The sequence below is a fragment of the Archangium lipolyticum genome (assembly GCF_024623785.1).
GTDB classification, from domain to species: domain Bacteria; phylum Myxococcota; class Myxococcia; order Myxococcales; family Myxococcaceae; genus Archangium; species Archangium lipolyticum.
In genome coordinates this window covers 299935-320943 of sequence record NZ_JANKBZ010000008.1, presented here as the reverse complement: position 1 = coordinate 320943, position 21009 = coordinate 299935, and the positions used below count along the sequence as shown (strand labels likewise).

The 21009-nt window shown below is 69.8% G+C and carries 19 protein-coding genes; 13 read left to right on the top strand and 6 right to left on the bottom strand.

Features of this window, described 5'->3' with window-relative positions; genetic code table 11:
- Positions 1-32 precede the first annotated feature (32 nt).
- Together NR810_RS19940 and NR810_RS19935 are read right to left on the bottom strand one after the other, a co-directional pair.
- The gene (locus NR810_RS19940) at positions 33-794 is read right to left on the bottom strand and encodes a VCBS repeat-containing protein (RefSeq protein WP_257454606.1); all 762 of its coding nucleotides are present in this window, start codon (positions 792-794) and stop codon (positions 33-35) included.
- Between the two features lie 332 nt (positions 795-1126).
- A complete protein-coding gene (locus NR810_RS19935) occupies positions 1127-2062 on the bottom strand; it encodes an L-threonylcarbamoyladenylate synthase (protein ID WP_257454604.1) in 936 nt (311 codons plus the stop codon).
- Positions 2063-2133: 71 nt separating this feature from the next.
- Here NR810_RS19935 and NR810_RS19930 point away from each other — a divergent pair, with 71 nt between their 5' ends.
- From NR810_RS19930 to NR810_RS19910, 5 genes are read left to right on the top strand one after another with little or no spacing between them, the layout of a single operon-like run.
- Complete coding sequence (locus NR810_RS19930; RefSeq protein ID WP_257454601.1) at positions 2134-3543, top strand: TIGR01777 family oxidoreductase; 1410 nt, start codon at positions 2134-2136, stop codon at positions 3541-3543.
- A gap of 48 nt (positions 3544-3591) precedes the next feature.
- Positions 3592-4524, top strand: coding sequence for an ABC transporter ATP-binding protein (locus NR810_RS19925; RefSeq protein WP_257454599.1), 933 nt, complete (start codon positions 3592-3594; stop codon positions 4522-4524).
- Positions 4521-5246: an ABC transporter permease gene (locus NR810_RS19920; RefSeq protein ID WP_257454597.1), complete on the top strand. Its 726-nt coding sequence runs from the start codon at positions 4521-4523 to the stop codon at positions 5244-5246. The genes NR810_RS19925 and NR810_RS19920 overlap by 4 nt, the downstream gene beginning before the upstream one ends.
- Positions 5243-7099, top strand: coding sequence for a GldG family protein (locus NR810_RS19915; RefSeq protein WP_257454594.1), 1857 nt, complete (start codon positions 5243-5245; stop codon positions 7097-7099). The genes NR810_RS19920 and NR810_RS19915 overlap by 4 nt, the downstream gene beginning before the upstream one ends.
- Entirely contained in the window at positions 7096-8055 is a 960-nt protein-coding gene (locus NR810_RS19910) for a hypothetical protein (RefSeq protein ID WP_257454592.1), read from the top strand. Before NR810_RS19915 ends, NR810_RS19910 begins: the two co-directional genes overlap by 4 nt.
- A 12-nt stretch (positions 8056-8067) precedes the next feature.
- On the opposite strand, the gene NR810_RS19905 is transcribed toward NR810_RS19910, so the two are convergent.
- The 3 genes from NR810_RS19905 to NR810_RS19895 form a co-directional block, all read right to left on the bottom strand.
- On the bottom strand, positions 8068-8805 hold the full coding sequence (locus NR810_RS19905; RefSeq protein ID WP_257454590.1) for a MerR family transcriptional regulator: 738 nt from the start codon (positions 8803-8805) through the stop codon (positions 8068-8070).
- 119 nt (positions 8806-8924) lie between these two features.
- Positions 8925-9332 carry a response regulator gene (locus NR810_RS19900; protein ID WP_257454587.1) on the bottom strand — a complete coding sequence of 136 codons (408 nt, stop codon included), beginning with the start codon at positions 9330-9332 and terminating at the stop codon, positions 8925-8927.
- A complete protein-coding gene (locus tag NR810_RS19895) occupies positions 9329-10648 on the bottom strand; it encodes a sensor histidine kinase (protein ID WP_257454585.1) in 1320 nt (439 codons plus the stop codon). Before NR810_RS19895 ends, NR810_RS19900 begins: the two co-directional genes overlap by 4 nt.
- Before the next feature lie 224 nt (positions 10649-10872).
- Here NR810_RS19895 and NR810_RS19890 point away from each other — a divergent pair, with 224 nt between their 5' ends.
- From NR810_RS19890 to NR810_RS19865, 6 genes are all read left to right on the top strand, one after another.
- Positions 10873-12381 carry an FAD-dependent oxidoreductase gene (locus tag NR810_RS19890; protein WP_257454582.1) on the top strand — a complete coding sequence of 503 codons (1509 nt, stop codon included), beginning with the start codon at positions 10873-10875 and terminating at the stop codon, positions 12379-12381.
- Positions 12382-12446: 65 nt separating this feature from the next.
- Positions 12447-13160, top strand: coding sequence for a SitA6 family polymorphic toxin lipoprotein (gene sitA6, locus NR810_RS19885; protein WP_456062031.1), 714 nt, complete (start codon positions 12447-12449; stop codon positions 13158-13160).
- Positions 13161-13182: 22 nt separating this feature from the next.
- The gene (gene sitI6, locus NR810_RS19880) at positions 13183-13899 is read left to right on the top strand and encodes a SitI6 family double-CXXCG motif immunity protein (protein ID WP_257454576.1); all 717 of its coding nucleotides are present in this window, start codon (positions 13183-13185) and stop codon (positions 13897-13899) included.
- 29 nt (positions 13900-13928) lie between these two features.
- Positions 13929-14642, top strand: a complete 714-nt coding sequence (gene sitA6 / locus NR810_RS19875; protein WP_456062030.1) for a SitA6 family polymorphic toxin lipoprotein — start codon at positions 13929-13931, stop codon at positions 14640-14642.
- Positions 14643-14648: 6 nt separating this feature from the next.
- A complete protein-coding gene (sitI6, locus tag NR810_RS19870) occupies positions 14649-15383 on the top strand; it encodes a SitI6 family double-CXXCG motif immunity protein (RefSeq protein WP_306818327.1) in 735 nt (244 codons plus the stop codon).
- Between the two features lie 51 nt (positions 15384-15434).
- The gene (locus NR810_RS19865; protein WP_257454570.1) at positions 15435-16151 is read left to right on the top strand and encodes a DNA-3-methyladenine glycosylase family protein; all 717 of its coding nucleotides are present in this window, start codon (positions 15435-15437) and stop codon (positions 16149-16151) included.
- Positions 16152-16169: 18 nt separating this feature from the next.
- On the opposite strand, the gene NR810_RS19860 is transcribed toward NR810_RS19865, so the two are convergent.
- Positions 16170-16814, bottom strand: a complete 645-nt coding sequence (locus tag NR810_RS19860; RefSeq protein ID WP_326522511.1) for a phosphoribosyltransferase — start codon at positions 16812-16814, stop codon at positions 16170-16172.
- A 191-nt stretch (positions 16815-17005) separates the two neighbouring features.
- Here NR810_RS19860 and NR810_RS19855 point away from each other — a divergent pair, with 191 nt between their 5' ends.
- Both NR810_RS19855 and NR810_RS19850 read left to right on the top strand, forming a co-directional pair.
- Positions 17006-19423, top strand: coding sequence for a DEAD/DEAH box helicase (locus tag NR810_RS19855; protein ID WP_257454566.1), 2418 nt, complete (start codon positions 17006-17008; stop codon positions 19421-19423).
- Between the two features lie 12 nt (positions 19424-19435).
- On the top strand, positions 19436-20872 hold the full coding sequence (locus NR810_RS19850) for a ribonuclease H-like domain-containing protein (RefSeq protein WP_257454564.1): 1437 nt from the start codon (positions 19436-19438) through the stop codon (positions 20870-20872).
- Positions 20873-21009 lie beyond the last annotated feature (137 nt).

The window sequence follows — 21009 nt, the reverse complement described above, 5'->3', positions numbered from 1 at the left end:
GGGCGGGCAGCTGCTACCGCCTCGATTCAGGGCTACAGGGACAGCGGCGGTTGGAACTCCGCGAGATGTGGGATGTGGCCCTGGAGCGCGCCGCAAGCTCCTTCGCATCGCGCCATCTGCCGAGTCTGTGACCGGCAAGCATCCTGGAAGCTCTTCTTCAGCGTGTCGGAGTCGATCTGCCACAGGCGCGCGCAGTAATAGGCATGCGTGACGTCGGCGAGTGACTGTCCCTTACGGTAGTAGGGCGGCTCGGGTCGGGTTGGACACTGCTGGCGCGCGTAGCGCACGGCCACCTCATCCGTGAGCGAGAGCCCTCCGTCCGGCAGGGTGTGCCCGAGGAAGACCAGGGTCCCCCAGGATTGTTGCCTCGGCGCGCATCGCTTGATGGCCGGGTCTCCGCGTAGGACGAAACCGAGCAGCAGGTCCGGTCGCCCATCCGCATCGAAGTCCTGCACGTCATCGATCGTATAATCGTGGGCGGGGAGGTACTCGCGGATCGCATCGTGCTCGGCCCGCAGGAGGGTTCCGGCGGACTGTCTCTCTCCGCTTGCCAACTGTTGACCCGCTCGGATGAACAACTCCGGGTGCTGATCTCCATCCATGTCGATGGCCGACACTGACTGGAACGGACGTGCGAGCGGCTCTTTCACGAAGCCGGTCGAGAACAGGTATTCACGCGTGGCGGAGGCGGGCTCCGCCTGGAAGACAGCGCTGAAGAGGGGCGTGGCGGTCTGTTGGCGGAGCTCCACCACCCAGGCCCGGCCTTCGAGCTCCGTGCAGTGTGCCTCCAACACGGTGTACGGAGTATTCGCCGGGGCTTCCTTTCTCCCGGACCTCCACCTCTCGCATGCGGAAGTGACTGTCCCGCCATCAGCGGAAGCGACCGTCCCGCCATCCGATGACTGAACAGAGGCCGGATCGGTGCTGGACTTCGAGCAGGAAATCCCGGCTGACAAAACACATACCACCCAGAGCGGCAGGAGAAATGGACCGGACCTCAAGGCGACCCCCCTTTCGTGGTACGGGAGTGGCGCATCATACCAGCAGGTGAATGCGTGCAGCCGCACGGTGCCGGTGCCGTACCCTGCGGCTCGGAGGAGCGCCCACTGCGTGGCTTGTATGGCGGTCAGCCCCCAGCGGGCCGGGGGGCGGCGGCGCGGGCCAGGCGATCCCTCACGGCGATGCCCAGGCCCTCGGCCCGTGGGAGACAGGCCACCAGCACGTCGTGCCCCCGCTGGTCCGCCTCGCGCAGCCGCATATAAAGGACGCGCGCGGCGCCGGCCGGGTCCTCCGGCACGTCGTAGCGGGGGACTCCCGGGGGGAGGATGAGGCTCGGAGGCCCCAGGACGCCCACGCTCTGCTCCTGGGCGCGGAGGGCCTCCACGCGGGAGACCACGTCCCGGGGCTCGGCGAGCACCACCCCCGCCCGGGGCGCGTAGTGCGAGGCGAGGCTTCCCGAGACCCGCACCGTGGCCGAGGTCCTCACCGGCACCCTGCGCCCCAGGACGCGCTCGATTTCCTCCACCGGCAGGCCTCCGGGGCGCAGCACCGCCGGCTCCCTGCCGCTCAGGTCGACGATGGTGGACTCCAGGCCCACGGTGCATGGGCCGCCGTCGAGGATGAGGTCCACCTCGTCCGCCAGGTCCGCCCGCACGTGCTCCGCCGTGGTGGGGCTCACCTTGCCGAAGCGGTTGGCGCTCGGCGCGGCCACGCCGCCTCCCAGGGCGTCCAGCACGGCCAGGGCGAGCGGGTGGTTGGGCACGCGGACCGCCACCGTGTCCTGGCCTCCGGTGACGGCGTCCGTGGCGCGCGCGGTGCGCGGCAGCACGAGGGTGAGCGGCCCCGGCCAGAAGGCCCTCGCGAGGTTCCAGGCGTCCTCGGGGATGTGGCGGGCCCAGGAGGGGAGCTCTTCGGCGCGGGCCACGTGGACGATGAGGGGGTGGGTGGCGGGGCGCCCCTTGATGGCGAAGACGCGGCGTACGGCCAGCTCGTCCTCACAATTGGCCGCCAGGCCATAGACGGTTTCCGTCGGCAGCGCGATGACGCCACCGCGTTTCAGCATTTCCACTGCCCGTGCGAGGAGGTCCGAGGTAAGCATACCTGTAGAGCGCAATCTGGCCTCCGGAGGGGACGATGAGCAAGTCGCAGGTGTTCGAGGCTCGCAGCCAGATGCCCGTGGATGCCGAGGATGTGTTCGCCTGGCATGCCCGCGAGGGGGCCTTCCAGCGCCTGACGCCTCCCTGGGAGCCGGTCGAGGTGGAGGAGAAGCAGGGCGACGGCATCCGCGAGGGCACCCGGGTGGTGCTGCGCATGAACGTGGGGCCCGTGCCCCTGCGGTGGGTGGCCCGGCATACCCGGTATGTGCCCGGCTCGCTCTTCCAGGACGTGCAGGAGTCGGGGCCCTTCTCCCGGTGGATCCACACCCACCGTATGTGGGACGAGCCCTCGGGCGGCACGGTGCTGGAGGACGAGGTGGAGTACGCGCTGCCGGTGGGGGCGCTCGGGCGCGTGATGGGGGGCGGCTACGCGCGGCACCGGCTGGAGCGGATGTTCGCCTACCGCCACGCGGTGACGCGCGAGGATCTGCGGCGGCACGCGGCCTTCGCCAGGCTCAAGCCGCTGACGGTGGCGGTGAGCGGCGCCTCGGGGCTGGTGGGGAGCGCGCTGGCTCCCTTCCTCACCACGGGAGGCCACCGGGTACGGAGGTTGGTGCGCGGCCAGCCCGAGGCCGGGGACATCGCCTGGGCGCCGGGCCAGGGGGAGATGGACGTGGCCGCGCTGGAGGGCGTGGACGCGGTGGTGCACCTGGCCGGGGCACCCATCGCCGAGGGGCGCTGGACGGAGGAGCGAAAGGCCCTCATCCGCCGCAGCCGTGTCGAGGGCACCCGGGTGCTGTGCGAGTCGCTCGCGCGTCTGGCGCGCCCGCCGAGGGTCCTGGTGAGCGCGTCGGCCATGGGGTTCTACGGCAACCGGGGCGACGAGGTGCTCACCGAGTCCAGCACGTCCGGAGAGGGCTTCCTGGCCGATGTCACCCGCGAGTGGGAGGCGGCCACCGCTCCGGCGGAGCAGGCCGGCATCCGCGTGGTGCACCTGCGCCTGGGCGTGGTGCTGAGCTCCCGGGGGGGCGCGCTGGCGAAGATGCTCCCCGCCTTCCTGGCGGGTGGAGGCGGCCGCATCGGAGATGGCCAGCAGTGGATGAGCTGGGTCTCCATCGAGGACGTCATCGGCCTCATCCACTTCGCTCTGTTCACCGAGGGGCTGCGCGGGCCCGTCAACGCGGTGGCGCCGAACGCCGTGCGGCAGGAGGAGTTCGCCCGGACCCTGGGCCAGGTGCTCTCCCGGCCGGCACTGTTTCCACTGCCCGCCAGCGCGGTGCGGACCCTCTTCGGAGAGATGGGCCAGGAGACGCTCCTCCTCGGCGCCCACCTCCGCCCGGAGGCCGCCGAGCGCCAGGGCTTCACCTTCGTCCACCCCACGCTGGAGCAGGCCCTGCGCTTCACGCTCGGGAAGACGACCGAGGGGCCTCGCTTCCGCCACGGGTGAGGGACGGCCCGCCTTGACTTCGCCCGGGGCTCACGAAAGAACGCCCCGATGATCCACGTCGAGGGGCTGACCAAGTACTACGGCAGCCACGCGGCCATCCGGGAGCTCGCCTTCCGCATCGAGCGGGGCGAGGTCATCGGCTTCCTGGGGCTCAACGGGGCGGGCAAGACGACCACCCTGAAGATCCTCGGGTGCGTGCTGCTGCCCACGTCGGGGCGGGCCGTCGTCGACGGCTACGACGTCGTGAGCCATCCGCACGAGGTGCGCCAGCGCATCGGCTTCCTGCCGGACACGCCGCCGCTCTACGACGAGATGATGGTGGGGGAGTTCCTCGCCTTCGTGGCGCGGCTGCGCGGCGTGCCCTCGCGCGAGGTGTCCGCCCGGGTCTCCGAGGCCGAGGAGAAGACGGGACTGCGCGACGTGGACGACGCGCCCATCTCGTCGCTGAGCCACGGTTACCGGCAGCGCGTGGGGGTGGCGCAGGCGCTCGTGCACCGGCCGGCGCTGCTCATCCTCGACGAGCCGGGCAGCGGCTTGGATCCACGGCAGATGGTGGAGATGCGCGCGCTCATCCGCGGGCTGCGGGGCGCGCACACGGTGCTCGTCTCCAGCCACCTGCTGTCGGAGATCAGCCAGACGTGTGACCGGCTCCTCGTCATCAAGGACGGGGAGCTCGTCGCGCAGGGCACCGAGGAAGAGCTGGGCCAGCGGCTGGGCGGCGGGGGCTTCATCGAGGTGGAGGTGAGGGGCGAGCGGGAGCGGGTGCTGGTGGCGCTCGCGGCCGTGGGGCCGGTGCACGTGGTGGCCGAGGCCGAGGGGGTGATGACGCTGCGGGTGGACGCTCCGGCGGAGCTGCGGCCGAGGGTGGCCCAGGCGGTGGTGGGCGCGGGCCTGGAGCTGCTCCGGCTGGACCGGGGTGCGGAGAAGCTCGAGTCCCTCTTCCTGCGCCTCACCCGGGGCCAGGAGGAGGCCACGTCATGATGCGCACGCTGCTCATCGCGCGCCGGGAGCTCGCGGCCTACCTGCGCACCTTCCAGGGGTACATCATCATCGCCGTGGTGCTGGCGGTGGACGGCCTGCTCTTCAACGCCTACGCGCTGGGCGGGGTGAGCAAGCGCTCCTCGGAAGTGCTCTCGCTCTTCTTCTTCTTCTCCAGCGGCACCACGCTGGTGGCCTCGGTCTTCATCTCCATGCGGCTGCTGGCCGAGGAGCGCCAGGCGGGCACGTTGCCCCTGCTGTACTCCTCGCCGGTGAAGGACCATGAGATCGTCCTGGGCAAGTTCCTCTCGGCGCTGGCCTTCCTGTCGCTGATGACGCTGGCCACGGTGTTCATGCCGCTGCTGGTGATGGTGCACGGCAAGCTGTCGGTGGGGCACATCGCCGCCGGGTACCTGGGGCTGCTGCTGCTGGGCAGCGCGTCGCTGGCGATTGGCACGTTCGGCTCGGCGCTGGCGCGCAACCAGGTGCTGGCCGCCGTCCTCTCCGGGTGCATGCTGGTGGCGTTGCTGACGTGCTGGCTGCTGGCCCGCATCACCGAGCAGCCGCTCTCGGACGTCTTCGGCGCGCTGGCGCTGTGGAACCAGCACTTCCAACCCTTCCAGGCGGGCGTGGTGCACGTGCGCGACGTCGTCTACTACCTGCTCGTCACCTATGTGGCCCTGTTCGCCGCCACGCGGGTGCTCGAGGCGCGGAGGTGGCGATGAGCCTCCGGCCCTCGCCCTGGGTGTCCGTGTTGTACGTGGTGGGGCTGGTGTCCGTGTTCCTCGGCGAGCGCGTGGCGGGCGCCGGTACGGAGCGGCTCGTGCTGAGCGGGCTCGGCCTGGCGCTGGTATTGCTCGCGGTGGCGTGGCGCGTGTCGAGAACGGTGCGGGCCTCGGGTGATGGGCGGCGGCTGGAGCGGTGGTTGTTGGGCCTCTTCCTGTTGGGAGGGCTGGGCCTGGCGCTCTACGTGCTCTCCTCGGACGTGGCGCCGTGGGGCGTGTCGTTGAAGAAGCAGGCGCCCAGGCTGGCGGTGGTGCTGGCGGCGCTCTTCCCCGCGCTGCTGGCCGCCACGCTGCTGCCGCTGGTGCTGGTGGAACTGGCGGTGGCGGCCATGGCGCGAGGGCCGGTGCTGGAGATGGGCCGGGTGCGCGCCGCGCTGCACTCGGGGCTGGGGCTGGCCTTCGCGCTCGTCTTCGCCTTCTCGACCATGTACGTGGCCACGCAGGCGGACGTCTCGTGGGACCTGGCGTACTTCCGCACCGCGCGGCCGGGCGAGGCCACGCGGAAGCTGGCGCGAGGCCTCAACGCGCCGGTGGAGGTGACGCTCTTCTTCCCGCCCGCGAATGACGTACGGCAGGCGCTGGAGCAGTACTTCCGGGAGCTGTCGCGGGAGTCCGGTCTGTTGAAGGTGGAGGTGCTGGATCAGGCGGTGGAGCCGGCGCGGGCGAAGGCGATGGGGGTGGGGGAGAACGGCTCCGTGGTGTTCAGCCGGGGCCAGCGCCACGAGCGGCTGAAGGTGCCGCTGGAGCTGGAGCGCGCCCGAGGGCAGTTGCAGCGGCTGGACGAGGACGTGTACCGGCGGCTGCGGGTGGTGGCCCGTCCTCGCCGGGTGCTGTACCTCACCGTGGGCCATGGCGAGCGGGGACTGATGCCCCAGTCCGCCACGGCGCTGGAGAAGGCACGGCCCGGTCTGTCACAGCTCGAGGAGTGGCTGCGTGTGCTGAACGTGGAGGTGCGCACGCTGGGCGTGGCCGAGGGGCTGGAGACGGAGGTGCCTCGCGACGCGGCGGTGGTGGCGGTGATGGGGCCCGAGCGCGACTTCACCCCGGAGGAGCTCGCCGCGCTGCGGCGGTACGTGGAGCACGGTGGGCGGCTGTGGCTCGCGCTGGAGCCGGATGGGCCGGGCTTCGAGCCGCTGCTGGAGCCCCTGGGGCTGAAGCTGCTGCGTACACCGCTGGCGAACGACCAGCGCTACCTGCGCATCAGCCACCAGCAGAACGACCGGGGCAACCTGGTGACGGCGAGCGTCTCCTCGCACGCCTCCGTCGGGACACTGGCCTCGCTGGGCAGTGAGGCGTCGATCGTCTTCCCTGGCGCGGCGGCGTTGGAGTCGGTGGAGCCCCTGCCCAAGGGCGTGAAGCACGCCGTCTCGGTGCGGGCGTCCGCGGAGACGTTCCAGGACGCCAACCACGACTTCATCCCGAATGAGGGAGAGTCCAGGCGGGCCTGGCCCCTGGTGGTGGCGGTGGAGAAGGCGGGCGTCTCGGGCGCCTCGCCCGCGCGCGTGGTGGCCATGGGCGACTCGGACGTGATGACCGACGGAGGCCCGCGGGGCTACGGCAATCCCTACCTGCTGATGGACACGGTGCTCTGGCTGCTCGGCGAGGAGGCGCTGGCGGGAGAAGTGTCCAACGAGGAGGACGTGCCCCTGCAGCACACCCGCCAGAAGGACGTCGTCTGGTTCTACTCGGCCGTCTTCCTGGCTCCGGCGATGGTGCTGGGGGCGGGCTTCCTCGTGACACGGCGCCGGGGCCGGCGGCGTGCGCCCCGGGCTCCGGGTGGAGGCGCGTCATGAGGGCTCGGGGCGTGGTGCTCCAGGGCGTCCTGGCCGCGGCGGGGCTGGTCGCGGCCTTCTTCGTCTGGCAGCGGGAGCCGACGGGCCTCCCCGGGGAAGAGGTGGTGCTGGACGCGCCGAAGCAGGCGTTGGAGCGCGTGCGCTACGAGGACGCGTCCGGCTGGGTGGAGCTGTTCCGCGAAGGCACCGGGGACGGTGCGCTGTGGCTGCGGTTGGGAACGAAGCCGGGCCCCGGCTCGGCTCCCCGTGAGCTGCGGGCGAACGAGATCGCCTGGCAGCTCTTCACCCGCTTCGCGCCGCTGCGGGCCACGCGGGGCCTGGGCGTGCTGGACGCGGAGACCCTGGCCGAGGTGGGGCTGAAGGACAGCCCCCGGAAGCTGGTGGTGAAGCTGAGCAGTGGTGAGCACGTCTTCACCCTGGCGGGAGCCTCGATCGGCTGGGGCAGCCCGTACCTGCGGCGCGAGGCGGATGGGCGCGTCTTCCTCCTCGGCCCCTCGCTGTTGCCGGACCTGGAGAACGCCGCCAACCGCCTGGTGGACCGGACACTGCATGCCTTCGGAGCCGGCGAGTACGACGCGCTCACCGTCACGCTGGGGGACACCTCGCGCACCTTCCTCGTCCGCGAGCGGGCGCGGCGTCCGGCGGAGCTCGTGCCCCAGGAGGCGCCAGACGCGCCTGACGAGGCGGCCCGCAAGTGGCACGAGCGCGTCTGGTTGCTCGCACCGGCCCAGGCGGACTTCCTCGGCCGTGGCGAGGAGCCGCCCGGGGGGGCACCCCACGAGGTATTCCGCGTGGAATACCGGCGTGGGGACAAGCGCCTCGGCCAGCTCATCGTGGCACGAGGCGCGGGCGGTGGGTTCTACGCACGCACCGAGTACACCGCCGGTTGGGCGAAGCTCCCACCCTGGGCCGACTCCATCGTCCTCGAAGCGGAGAAGGTCGCCGCGAGGCGCTGAGGGGCCCTGTCACTACTCGGGCTTCTTCGCCGCGGCCATGGCGCGGTTCACGTAGGCGAAGAGCTGAGGGTCCAGCCCGAACCTGGCGCCGGCCGAGGGCTCCTGCTGGTACATGGTGCCCAGCGACTTCTCGATGCCGGGGTTGCCGCCGGTGAAGGCGCGGACGAGCTCGCCCCAGCGCCGGGCCAGCCGCTGCACGGGCTCGCTGGCCGGGTCGGTGCCCTTCTCCATCTCGGCGCGCACCTGGGCGATGAGCTGTGGCCACTCCTGCTCGACCTGGCGGATGGCGTCCTCGCCGAGTGCCTGCCGGCGCGCCTCGAGTTCCTTCAACTGCTCGGGGGTGTAGTACTTCTCGAACATGGTCATGACCTCGATGGTTTGAACGAGTTGCTCGACGGAGGGCGTCTCCGCCGAGCGGAGCTGCGTGGCGAGCGACTCCAGACGCCGGCACAGCTCCTGTTGGAGGGCGAGCTGCTCGCGAGCGCGCGCGAGGTGCAGCTCGAGCACCCGGACAGGTGAGAAGCCGGGCTCGTCGATGCAGCGTTTGATCTCCTCCAGCGAGAAGCCGAGCTGGCGGAGCGAGAGGATGCGCTGCAACCGGGCGACATCCTCCGGGGTGTAGAGCCGGTAGCCGGACTCCGTGCGAAGCGACGGAGTGAGCAGGCCCAGCTCGTCGTAGTGGTGCAGGGTGCGGATGGACAGCCCGGTCCTCCGGGCAAGCTCGCCCACCTTCAGGGTCTCGGGCCGCATGAGGCACGCTCCTTTCGACCACACCGGTGTGTGGCTGCGAGGATGGGTACACCCTCACGTCACGTGAGGCTCAAGGGCGAAAAACGAGACCCGCTTGCCGGGCAGGCGGGCGGGCGGTGCTACGCGGCCGGGGATACGGCCGCCAGCACCCGCTCGACCTCGCGGACCAGCGCGTCCGGCAGGCAGGGCTTGGTGACGTAGGCATCGCAGCCGACTTCCCGCGCCTCGCGCGAGTTCGCGTCCAGCGCGTGGCCGGTGAGGGCCACCACGGGGATGCAGCGCGTGCGTACATCGTTCTTGAGCCGCCGGGTGGCCTCCCAGCCATCCATCACCGGCAGGGACAGGTCCATGAGGATGACGGAGGGGTGCAGCGCGACCGCCTTCTCCACCGCCTCCTGGCCGTCGCGGGCCTCGGCCACGCGGAAGCCGGAGAACTCGAGGTACTCCGCGTACATCTCCCGGGCATCCTGGTAGTCGTCGACGATCAGGACGAGGGGCGAGGTGTCGTTTCGAGCCATGTTGTTCATGTCCGCCTCGTACGTCGGGGAAGCTGCAGCGTGAACGTCGAACCTTGGGCCGGGGCGCTCTTGAGCGAGATGCGACCGTCGAGCATGGTGGCCAGACGGCGGCAGATGGACAGTCCCAGGCCCGTGCCTCCATAGGCGCGGGTGGGTGAGCTGTCCACCTGCTGGAAGTCTTCCCAAATCTTCTCCTGGTTGCAGGGATCGATGCCGATGCCCGTGTCCTCCACCGCGATGTGGATCGTGGCGGTGGCGAACTCGTACGACGCCAACACCTTGATGGACCCCTCGTGGGTGAACTTCAGGGCGTTGGACAGCAGGTTGACGACGATCTGTTTCACCTTCTGCCGATCACTGTGCACGGGGGGCAGGTTCGGCTCCACCGAGGTGCTCACCGCCAGCTTGGATCTCACGATGATGGGATCCAGCTCGGCCATGACCTCCTGGATGAGCTCGGGGAGGCGGAACTCGGACAGGTGCAGCGGCATCCGGCCCGCTTCGATGCGGGTGATGTCGAGGATCTCGTTGATGATCTCCAACAAGTGACGGCCGTTGGAGTCGATGCGGCTGAGGCTGCGGCGCTGGGGCGGGGGAAGCTCGCCGTTGACGCCCTGCAGCAGCATGTTGGTGTAGCCGAGGATGGCGTTGAGCGGCGTGCGCAGCTCGTGGGACATGTTGGCCAGGAACTGCGACTTGGCGGCGCTCGCCTGCTCGAGCTGGATGGCCTGGCGGCGCAGCAACTCGTTCTGCGTGGCCAATTCCTCGGTGGCGGCGTTCACCCGGGCGGCCAGCTCGGTGGAGGCCGCCTCGAGCCGCGTGAGCTGACGGCCCTTGTACAGGCGCGTCAGGTGCATGCCCAGGTGACCGGCGAGCCAGGGGACGTCCGGGGACAGCTCCGGCACGGGCGATGCCACCAGCAGCAGCCCGGGCGAGGGCGTGCCCGAGGAGGCCTTGCCGAGCGACAGGGTGAAGAGGCCCGTCCTGGCCATGGGCAGCTCCATGGGGAGCTGTCCGGGATGGAACCAGTGGGGCTCGGTCCACTGCAGCGCCTCCACCAGGGGGTGCTTCGCGTCATGCAGGGCGAGCACGAAGCTCTCGGCGCTGGACAGGCCATGCCAGGCGAGCGGGACGAAACAGTGCGAGTCCGACTCATCGGGTGCGAGGCACAGCACCTCTTGCACACCCGCGTTGTGGACGAGCCACGCCACCGCGGCCTCGGCGCAGGTCCGTGCGTCGTCGCAACCGAGCAGCAACTCGGCGAACGCGAGTCGCGCCTCGGAGCCGGGCGCGGACGGCGACGGCAGGGCGGCGGTGGATGGCAAGACGCGTCGCTCCGGTGTCCTCGGGGTACGGTGTCGGGAGTTACGGATCGGTGAAGCCGAGGATCACCATGGTTCTGCGTCACCCGGCGGCAATGGCCAACTCCCCCCCAGCAGGGGTGTTGGCTCGTGCACACCTCAAGGCTTCAATGGAGGACAGGCAGGCGGGCGAGGCCGCCTGGTGGCTCGCCTTCCCGCCCCTCGGTCGCATTCCTAGCGTGTAGGACATGGTGGAAGAGCGCACGAACAAGTCGCTGTGGACGGTGACAGCCCCTGCGCGGCGCTACCCGGCGCTGCGGGGGGACCTCGAGGTGGACGTGGTGGTGATGGGTGGGGGGATCGCGGGTCTCACCACGGCGTACCTGCTCAAACAGGAGGGCAAGCGGGTGGCGGTGGTGGAGATGCACCGGCTGCTGACGGGGCAGACGGGGCAGACCACGGCGCATCTGACCGAGCTGTTGGACACGCCGTACTACACCCTGGCCTCGGACTTCGGGGAGAAGGGGGCGTGCATGGCCGCCGCGTCCACTCGCGCGGCCATCGAGCAGATCGCCGGGCTGGTGGCGCGGCTGCGGATTTCGTGTGGTTTCCAACGGGTGCCCGGGTACCGCTACGCGGAGACGGAGCGGGAGGCGCGGGACCTGGAGCGCGAGGCGAACGCGGCCCGGCGGGCGGGGCTGATGTGCACGCTGACGAACGAGGTGCCGTTGCCGTACCCGGTGAAGCTGGCGCTGCGCGTGGAGGATCAGGCGCAGTTCCACCCGCGCGAGTACCTGCTGGCGCTCGCCGAGGGGATACAGGGGGACGGCAGCTACGTCTTCGAGGAGACGCAGGTGACGGAACTGCGCGAGGGCGTGCCGTGCCGGGTGACCACCCCGCATGGCGTCATCACGTGCCGGGACGTGGTGGAGGCGACCACGACGCCGCTCAACCGCGTCTTCCTGCACACGAAGCTGTACCCGTACCGGACCTACGCGGTGGCGGGTCCGCTGGAGGGCCCGCTGGAGGCGGGGCTCTATTACGACAGCCAGGATCCGTATCACTACATCCGCACCCAGAAGGTGGACGGGGTGGACTACGTCATCGTCGGGGGCGAGGACCACAAGGTGGGGGCGGAGGAGGACACCGAACGCCATTACGAGGCACTGGAGGCATACACGCGGCGGCGCTTCCCGGTGACGGGGATCGAGTACCGCTGGTCCGGCCAGGTCATCGAGCCGGCGGACGGATTGGCGTACATCGGGCGCAACAGCGGCTCGCGTCACGTCTGGGTGGCCACGGGCTTCTCGGGGACGGGTATGACGTTCGGGACGCTGTCGGGGATGATCCTCACGGACCTCATCCTCGGGAGGCAGAACCCGTACGCGGCGCTCTACGACGCCACGCGGGTGAAGCCGAAGGCGGGAGCGAAGGACTTCATCCAGGAGAACGCGGAGGTGGCGTTCCACTTCGTGGCGGACCGGCTGTCGAAGCCGGAGGGGCATGACCTGTCCGAGGTGCCGCCCGGAGAGGGCCGCATCCTTGAGGTGGACGGCAAGAAGGTGGCCGTGTTCAAGGAGGAGGGCGGGGCGGTTCACGCGGTGAGCCCGGTGTGCACGCACCTGGGATGCCACGTGCACTGGAACAAGGCCGAGCGCTCCTGGGATTGCCCCTGCCACGGGGCGCGCTACAGCCCGACGGGCGAGGTGCTCAACGGGCCTGCGGTGAAGGGGTTGCAGTCGAAGAAGATCCGCTGAGCCTACGGGCGGGGACTATTCGAGAGCGGAGTGGGAGGCATGCGGCCGCGGGTAGAATGGGCCGCATGGGCTTCCCGCGCTCCTGGATGAGTCTCGCGCTTCTCGGCGTGCTGCTGAGCGGCTGTGTCACCTCGGCACTCGATGTTCGCGAGGACGTTGAGGCGCCCGAGGTCGTGTCCTCTTCATGGGAGGACGCCCGAGCGGACCCGACCTGTGTAGTGCCGCTGTGTGACGAGGAGCGCTGTGCCATCTGGCGCTGCCAGGACGTGGTGGAGGTGGAGGCCCACCCCGTGGTCCTGGCGCAGGCCGTGGCTCCGGCTCCGGCCCCGATGTTCCGCGCGCCACTGGTGGAGGGGCCTGGTGCGAGCCGTTGGTGGGGCCACCCGCTGTCCGAGCGCAGTCACGCGGCCCCCATCTTTGAGATCCCCTGGCACAACTGGAAGACCCGCGAGTCGAGCGCGCGCAGGCTCTTCCTCCACCAGTGCCTCATCGCACGTGAGCCCTTCGAGAAGCACCACATCTTCCCTCAGCAGCCAGTGCTGGCTCTGTGGTTCAAGAGCAAAGGCATCGACATCCACGCCTTCACCATTCGTCTCCCCAAGAGCTTCCACACCTGGCTGCACAGTGGAGGGCCTGACGGTGGTCAGTGGAATGAGGCCTGGCGGCAGTTCAAGGAGCAGGATGAAGGGGCTTCCCCAGAGAAGATCTGGCGCTTCGCGGGCGAGCTCATGATGCGATTCGGAGTGGATGGGCCTCTTGTTCCGTACTACTGCGACTAAAAGGGGGGCGAGGATCACACGGATGCACCATTTCAGAATCAGGCAAGACAGGTCATCGGGCTACACGGGCCGCATTGACGCCGTGCACAAATGGGGGCTTCCCGGCATCCTCAATTGTCCTGCTTGCAAGGCCACCTGGAGCGGTGGAGCCAAGGTGTACCCTTCGGTGGATTTGAGTCCGGTGCTCGCTCTGGCCGATTTCGAGGAGGCTCGGGCCGAGCCTATCGAGGAATACGAGAGGCTGTGTGCACTGGTTCGTCCCTTGCTGCCTCCGGGCGCGATATTGCAACCGGGAGCGGGTCTGGGCCCGCTGGCAGGCAATGCCCAGGGCCGCTTCGGGTCGTTTGCGTTTCCCGATGCTTGGTGGCCGCTGGTGCAGCGCGAGGCACTGGAGAAGCTCGAGGCCCAGGGACTGCGAGGACTCAAGGGCTGCCGCACTGAGCTCCGCTTCCGCCAGCGTAACTCACCCGAGTTTCTTGAGCTGGAAATCCTTCCTCTGGGTCGTACCCACCCGGATTGCCTGCCGCCCCATCGCGACCCCCCGTGCTCGCGCTGTCACCGCTTTGGCATCCCCTTGCCTGATGACCTCTTGCTGGACGCCCGTACGCTTCCCAACGACCGGGACCTGTTCCGGTTGGAGGACTTCTCCGGCGTGATCGTCTGCACCGAGCGTTTTGTCGACGCCTGCCGGCGCCTGGGGTTGGAGGGTGTGATGTTCCTCCCCGTGCCGTCGAAGTAGGCATCGAGGTGGCGGGTAGAATAGGCCGCATGGGCTTCCCGCGCTCCTGGATGAGTCTCGCGCTTCTCGGCGTGCTGCTGAGCGGCTGTGTCACCTCGGCACCCGACGTGCGCGAGGACGTTGAGGCGCCAGAGGTCGTGTCCTCCTCATGGGAGGAAGCCCGCGCGGATCCGACCTGCGTGGTGCCGCTGTGCGACGAGAAGCGCTGCGCCATCTGGCGCTGTCAGGACGTGGTGGAGGTGGAGGCCCACTCGGTGGTGTTGGCGCAGGCCGTGGCTCCGGCTCCGGCCCCGATGTTCCGCGCGCCGCTGGGGGAGGGGCCTGGTGCGAGCCGCTGGTGGGGCCACCCGCTGTCCGAGCGCAGCCACGCGGCCCCCATCTTCGAGATCCCCTGGCACAACTGGAAGACTCGCGAGTCGAGCGGGCGCAGGCTCTTCCTCCACCAGTGCCTCATCGCACGTGAACCCTTCGAGAAACACCACATCTTCCCTCAGCAGCCAGTGCTGGCTCTGTGGTTCAAGAGCAAAGGCATCGACATCCACGCCTTCACCATTCGTCTCCCCAAGAGCTTCCACACCTGGCTGCACAGTGGAGGGACCGATGGTGGTCAGTGGAATGAGGCTTGGAGGCGGTTCAAGGATCAGAAAAACTCAGCTCCCCCGGAGGAACTCTGGCGCTTCGCGGGCGAACTCATGCTGCGGTTCGGAGTGAATGGCCCGTTCGTGCCCTACTACTGTGATTGAAGAGTGATGCGTGGAGCCACACGGATGCACCATTTTAGAATCGAGCAAGACAGGTCGGTGGATTACATGGGTCGCATTGACGCCGTGCACAAATGGCTTCTTCCAGGGATCATCAACTGCCCTGGATGTGGGCTCACTTGGGGAGGCGGCTCCAAGACGTACCCCTCGGTGGACTTGACCCCGGTGCTCTCCCTGGCCGACTTCGAGGAGGCGCGGGCCGAGCCCTTCGAGGAATACGAACGGCTCTGTGAGCTGGTTCGCCCCTTTTTGCCCCCGGGAGCCGTGCTGGAGCCTGGGGCGGGTCTGGGCCCCCTCAAGGGCAATGCCCGGGGTCGCTTCGGACAACTCGTATCCCCCGACCCCTGGTGGTTGTTGGTACAGCGCGAGGCGCTGGAGAAGCTCGAGGCCGAGGGGCTGCGAGGTCTCAAGGCGTGCCGCACCGAGCTCCGTTTCCGCCAGCGCAACTCGCCTGATTTCGTCGAATTGGAAATACTCCCCAAGGGGCGTGCTCACCCGGATTGCTTGCCTCCCCAACGCGAACCCCTGTGCTCGCGCTGTCACCGCTTTGGCATCTCCTTGCCTGATGACCTCTTGCTGGACGCCAGCACGCTTCCCAACGACCGGGACCTGTTCCGGTTGGAGGACTTCTCCGGCGTGATCGTCTGCACCGAGCGCTTCGTTGACGCCTGCCAGCGCCTGGGTCTGGATGGCGTGGCCTTCCTCCCCCTGCCCTCGAAGTAGGGGACGTCGAGCGGTGCTGCGCCGCGCCCGCGCGGATGGCACGATGGGTCCATGCCCGCCGCGAATGCTCGTGCCCTTCCCACCACCGACGCCGTTCCCTCCACCGAGAGTCTCCTGCCGGAGGGCTTCACGCCCGCTGCTCGGAGAGCATTGGCGAAGGCCGACCCGGTGCTCGGCGACCTGATGAAGCGGGTGGGGCCCTTCCGCATGAAGGTGAATTCGATCCAGAGCCCCTTCCTGGCGCTGGCGGAGTCCATCGTCTATCAGCAGCTCACGGGCAAGGCGGCGGCCACCATCTTCGGCCGGGTCTGTGAGCGCGTGGGGACGGGGAAGCGCTTCACGCCAGAGGCGGTGCTCGCTCATCCTGTGGAGGGTCTGCGCGAGGCCGGACTCTCCGGCGCCAAGACGGCGGCATTGCGAGACCTGGCGGCGAAGGCGCTGGATGGCGAGGTTCCCACGCTGGCCCGGGCGAAGCGCATGAGCGACGCCGAACTGGTGGAGCACCTCATCAAGGTGCGCGGAATCGGGCAGTGGACGGTGGAGATGTTGCTCATCTTCCGGCTCGGCCGTCCGGACGTGCTGCCGGTGGACGACTACGGCATCCGCAAGGGCTTCATGCTCACGTACGGACTCTCCGAGCTCCCGCGCCCCAAGGAGCTGCTGGCGCACGGCGAGCGTTGGCGCCCGTGGCGCACGGTGGCGAGCTGGTACCTGTGGCGCTCGTTGGATCTCCTCAAGTCCGCTCCTTCTGGGAGATCGGCGAGGTGAGCGCGTCAGTCGTGCCCCTCAAGCCTGGGACACGGCCTCCCGAGGCGTCCTCTCGCTCCATGCCCGCGCCAGCAACTCGCGCACCTGCGCATCCGTGACCTCCGGGTAGCGCTCGTACCAGGTGGGCACGGCGACGAAGGGCTCGGGCCGCAACGGGCAGACGACCTCCTCGAAGTCACCGGCCAGCAGGCGCAATCCCTCCTCGGCGCCCACGGGAACGGCGGCCACCAGGGTCCGCGCGCCGGCCCGGCGGAGGAGTCCCGCCGCACGCCGGAGCACCACTCCCGTGGCCGTGCCGTCATCCACGACCACCACCGTGCGGCCCTCGAGCGAGGGGACTGGCACGTTCGGCCGCATGGCCCGTACGCGCTGGCGGAGCTTCCGGCGAGCGAGCTGGAGGGCCCGGTCGAGCGCCTCATCGGAGAGGTTCAAGGCGTTGAGGGTGGCATCGTGGAGCTGCAACGCCGAGGGATCGCCGAGCAGCCCGAGCGTCACATCCCGCCGGGGTGGCTCCATCGTGTGGATGATCGGCTGGACGATGGCCAGATCCAGCTGGGCCCCGAGCGCACGGGCAACCTCGAAGGCCACGGGAACGCCCCCGTGGGGAAGGGCGAGCACGATGACCTCCTCGCGCCCGGCGAAACGCGCCAGTGATCGGGCCAACGTCTCTCCTGCCTGGGTCCGGTGACGGAAGGGGGCATCCATTTGCGCACAACGTGCGCTGGGGCTCCGGGGGCCGCAATGGGGGGTTGCCCTCGGAAGTCCACGTCACGACGCTCGCCGGAGTCCCGGTGGGGGAGGGGAGCGCTCGCGCGTTGCCTCGCCGGGTGCACGTCTGTACAGTGCCCCGCTCCATGAAGCGTGAGAAGGAAGAAGGGGCTTTCGCCGGTGCCCGGCGCAAGCCCTGGGCGGGTCCTCGTGGTCTCGATGCCGTCCTCCAGGGGTGGCGCGAGGACAAGCAACTCTGGCCCAACTTCGTCCTCGACGAGGTGACACCGGCCCGGGCCGGTTCATACGCGCCCATCCCCGAGGATGTGGCGCCCCAGGTGCGCGAGGCCCTCCAGCGCCGTGGCATCGACCGGCTCTTCTCCCACCAGGCCGAGGCCTTCCAACTGGCTCGCGCCGGACGGAGCCTCGTCATCGCCACGCCCACGGCCTCGGGCAAGAGCCTCTGCTACAACCTGCCGCTGCTGGACCGCTTCGCGCGGGAGCCGCAGGCGCGCGCCCTCTACCTCTTCCCCACCAAGGCGCTCTCGAGGGACCAGGAGGAGTCGCTGCGCGTCTTCATGCGCGAGGCGGGTCTGGAGCACGGCGCCATCACCTTCGATGGAGACACGCCGGGGGATGCCCGGCGCGCGGCCCGCGAGCGCAGTGGCGTGGTGCTCACCAACCCGGACATGCTGCACACCGGCATCCTCCCGCACCATGCCAACTGGGCGCGGCTCTTCTCCAACCTGCGCTACGTCGTCATCGACGAGCTGCACACCTACCGGGGCGTCTTCGGCTCGCACCTGGCCAACGTGCTGCGCCGGTTGCAGCGCGTGGCGGCCTTCCATGGTTCGTCGCCAGTGTTCGTCCTGGCCTCGGCCACCATCGGCAACCCCAAGGCCCACGCCGAGCGGATGCTGGGCCGCGAGGTGTCGCTTGTCTCCGAGAGTGGCGCGCCCGCCGGTGAGCGCCGGGTCATGGTCTACAACCCGCCGGTGGTGAACGCGGAGCTGGGCATCCGCGCCAGCTACCTCAAGAGCGCGGTGCGGCTGGTGTCCGACCTGGTGCGCGCCGAGGTGTCCACGCTGCTCTTCGGCCAGTCGCGCAACAACATCGAGGTGATGCTCAAGTACCTCCGCGATCAGTTCATCGCGGACAAGATGGACCCCAACCTCATCCAGGGCTACCGGGGCGGCTACCTCCCCGGCACGCGCCGGGCCACCGAGGCCGCCATGCGCGCGGGCGAGGTGCGCTGCGTGGTGGCCACCAACGCGCTGGAGCTGGGCATCGACATCGGCTCGCTCGACGCGGTGGTGTGCGCGGGTTACCCGGGCTCGGTGGCGGCGCTGATGCAGCGCTTCGGCCGCGCGGGACGCCGGGGCGCGGGCAGCCTCGCGCTCCTCGTGTCCTCCAGCGCGCCGCTGGATCAGTACCTCGCGGGTGATCCGAAGTACCTCACCGGCGCCCCGGTGGAGCACGCGCGCATCGATCCGGACAACGTGGAGATCCTCGTCCAGCACCTCAAGTGCGCCGCCTTCGAGCTGCCCTTCGAGGAGGGGGACACCTTCGGGGACGTGCCGGCCGAGTCCACCACGGACGCGCTCGGGTTCCTCGCGCAGCACGAGGTGGTGCACCCCACGCCGGGCCCCGAGGGCCGCAAGATGTTCCACTGGTCCGCGGACGCGTATCCGGCCAACCACGTCTCGCTGCGCAGCGTGGGCTGGGACAACGTGGTCATCATCGAGCTGGGCACGGACAGGACGCTCGCGGAGATGGACTTCCGCTCGGCGCACACCATGCTGCACGAGCAGGCCATCTACCAGCACGAGGCCGAGCAGTACCAGGTCGAGCGCTTCGACTACGAGAACCACAAGGCCTACGTGCGCAAGGTAGCGCCGGACTACTTCACCGACGCGATGACGTACGTGCGGGTCAACGTCATCCAGGAGGACCAGGGGGCCCCCATGGGTCCGGATCTCCATGCGGGCATGGGTGAGGTGAGCGTCATCGAGAAGGTAGTGGGCTACAAGAAGATCAAGTTCCACACGCACGAGAACGTGGGCTACGGCGACGTGCGCCTGCCCGAGATGCAGATGCACACCACGTCGCTCTGGCTCACCGTGCCGGAGACCGTGGTGCGCTCGCTGGGCGCGCCCCGGCCCGCCGTCATCGACGCGCTCCGGGGAATCGCCAGCGCGCTGCGCACCGTGGCCTGCGTGGGGTTGATGATCGACCCGAGGGATCTCGGCAAGACGCTCGGGAGCAAGGACGACGCGGACGGGCCACCGCGCAAGGACGGAGGCGTGGGCTTCGATCCGACCATCTTCCTCTATGACAACGTGCCCGGCGGCGTGGGGCTGGCCGCGCGGCTGTTCGACCAGCGCGAGGAGCTGCTGCGGCGCGCGCGCAGGCTGCTGGAGTCGTGCGCGTGCGAGGACGGGTGCCCCGCCTGCATCGGGCCGGCCGCGGGCGCCATGCCCGGGAGCGCGCCGGTCGATTCTCATCCACGCAAGCGGCTGGGTCTCGAGATCCTCTCGGCACTCGGCGTCGTGGCTCTCCAGTAGGCGAGGCGTGCCGTGGACCTGAAGCGCAAGCTGGCACGGCTCGGTGGTATCGGCCCCGGTGGCAAGCCGGGAGCCAGTCCGTCTCCCGCTCCGGAAGCCCCGGAGCCGGAGGCGTCCGTTGCTCCAGCGGTGGATGTGCCCGCCGCTCCGGTGGAGGCACCTCCCGCTCCGGAGCCGCCCCGGAAGGAGCCGGACCCGCGAATCGTCGCGCTGCGCCGGATGCTCGGCGACTGGGCCGAGCGTCAGGATGCGGCGGTCGCGCGCCGGGGTCCTTCCGCCGCGCCGCGTCCGCGTCCGGGCCCTCTGCCCGCCGAGCCGCGCACGACGCCTCACGGCGTGGTCCACGTCGCCGAGCGCGTGCTCCCACCGGACCACCAGCACGGCAGCGCGCCGCTCGCCGAGGCCCTGGACGTGGAGGCGCCGCTGGTGGCCAGCCTCGCGCTCCAGCCGGGGCTCGCGGGCGTGGACTTCCAGCGGATGCTCTTCCTGGACACGGAGACGACCGGGCTCGCGGGGGGAACGGGCACCGTGCCGTTCCTGGTGGGGCTCGCGTGGTTCGAGGGCCGCTCGCTGCGCGTGCACCAGCTCTTCCTTCGCCGGCTGGGCGAGGAGGCGCCCATGCTGCGCGTGCTGGCCGAGCGCATGGCGGAGTCCTCCTGCCTGGTGACGTTCAACGGCAAGAGCTTCGACTGGCCGCTGTTGCGCACGCGCTTCGTGCTCAACCGCGTGCCTCCACCCGCCGAGCTGCCGCACCTGGACCTGCTGCACTGCGCGCGCCGTGTCTTCAAGTACCGCGGCTCGGGGACGCGGCTGGTGCACCTGGAGGAGCAGGTGCTCGGCTACCACCGGGTGGATGACGTGGACGGCGCGCTGATTCCAGACCTCTACTTCCGCTTCCTGCGCGGCTCGGACGGCTCGGCCCTGACGCCGGTGCTGGAGCACAACGCGAACGACCTCCTGCTGCTGGCGGCGCTGCTGGGCGTGCTGGTGCGGCGCTTCCGGGCGAGCGGCGCGGAGGGAGAGGATCCGCGCGACCTGCTCGGCTTCGCGGGGGTGGCCCTGCGGGCACGGGACTACGAGCGCGCCCATGCCTTCGCCCGGGCCGCCGCCGCGGGAGACCCGGGGGCGGTGGGCGTCGAGGCGCTCGCGCTGGCCTCCCGTCTGTCTCGCCGGGTGGGGGATGACCAGACGGCGGCGGAGAACCTGCACAAGGCGCTCGCCTCGGCCCGGGGGGAGAAGGCGGCGCCGCTGCACCTCTCGCTGGCCAAGCTGTACGAGCATGACCTCAAGGATCTCCCGCGAGCCCTGCAACACGCGCGGCTCGCCGCGTCCGCCGAGGGCGCCGACGCATCGCGGCGCCGCATCGAGCGTCTGGAGCGCAAGCTCTCCCGTGTGACGCGCGAGTACACGCTGGATTTCGGTGCTCCACCGTCGCGCACGGGACCCTGAGCCGCGTGGCTCGAGCGGAATCGAACCGGGCAAGCCTCCCTTCTGGACCACGCCACTGTCGGACACTGGGGCCTTCCATCGTTCCCGGGTCTGGGTGGCCCCTTTCTCACTTGAACCGCGTCGAGGGACTTCCCAAG

Excerpts from the sequence above, each read along its gene's own strand:
- NR810_RS19935 (WP_257454604.1), bottom strand. The coding sequence starts at position 2,062 with ATGCTGAAACGCGGTGGCGTCATCGCGCTGCCGACGGAAACCGTCTAT.
- sitA6 (WP_456062030.1), top strand. The coding sequence starts at position 13,929 with ATGGGCTTCCCGCGCTCCTGGATGAGTCTCGCGCTTCTCGGCGTGCTG.
- NR810_RS19900 (WP_257454587.1), bottom strand. The coding sequence starts at position 9,332 with ATGAACAACATGGCTCGAAACGACACCTCGCCCCTCGTCCTGATCGTC.
- sitA6 (WP_456062031.1), top strand. The coding sequence starts at position 12,447 with ATGGGCTTCCCGCGCTCCTGGATGAGTCTCGCGCTTCTCGGCGTGCTG.
- NR810_RS19910 (WP_257454592.1), top strand. The coding sequence starts at position 7,096 with ATGAGGGCTCGGGGCGTGGTGCTCCAGGGCGTCCTGGCCGCGGCGGGG.
- NR810_RS19905 (WP_257454590.1), bottom strand. The coding sequence starts at position 8,805 with ATGCGGCCCGAGACCCTGAAGGTGGGCGAGCTTGCCCGGAGGACCGGG.
- sitI6 (WP_306818327.1), top strand. The coding sequence starts at position 14,649 with ATGCGTGGAGCCACACGGATGCACCATTTTAGAATCGAGCAAGACAGG.
- sitI6 (WP_257454576.1), top strand. The coding sequence starts at position 13,183 with ATGCACCATTTCAGAATCAGGCAAGACAGGTCATCGGGCTACACGGGC.
- NR810_RS19915 (WP_257454594.1), top strand. The coding sequence starts at position 5,243 with ATGAGCCTCCGGCCCTCGCCCTGGGTGTCCGTGTTGTACGTGGTGGGG.
- NR810_RS19920 (WP_257454597.1), top strand. The coding sequence starts at position 4,521 with ATGATGCGCACGCTGCTCATCGCGCGCCGGGAGCTCGCGGCCTACCTG.
- NR810_RS19865 (WP_257454570.1), top strand. The coding sequence starts at position 15,435 with ATGCCCGCCGCGAATGCTCGTGCCCTTCCCACCACCGACGCCGTTCCC.
- NR810_RS19925 (WP_257454599.1), top strand. The coding sequence starts at position 3,592 with ATGATCCACGTCGAGGGGCTGACCAAGTACTACGGCAGCCACGCGGCC.
- NR810_RS19930 (WP_257454601.1), top strand. The coding sequence starts at position 2,134 with ATGAGCAAGTCGCAGGTGTTCGAGGCTCGCAGCCAGATGCCCGTGGAT.
- NR810_RS19855 (WP_257454566.1), top strand. The coding sequence starts at position 17,006 with ATGAAGCGTGAGAAGGAAGAAGGGGCTTTCGCCGGTGCCCGGCGCAAG.
- NR810_RS19890 (WP_257454582.1), top strand. The coding sequence starts at position 10,873 with ATGGTGGAAGAGCGCACGAACAAGTCGCTGTGGACGGTGACAGCCCCT.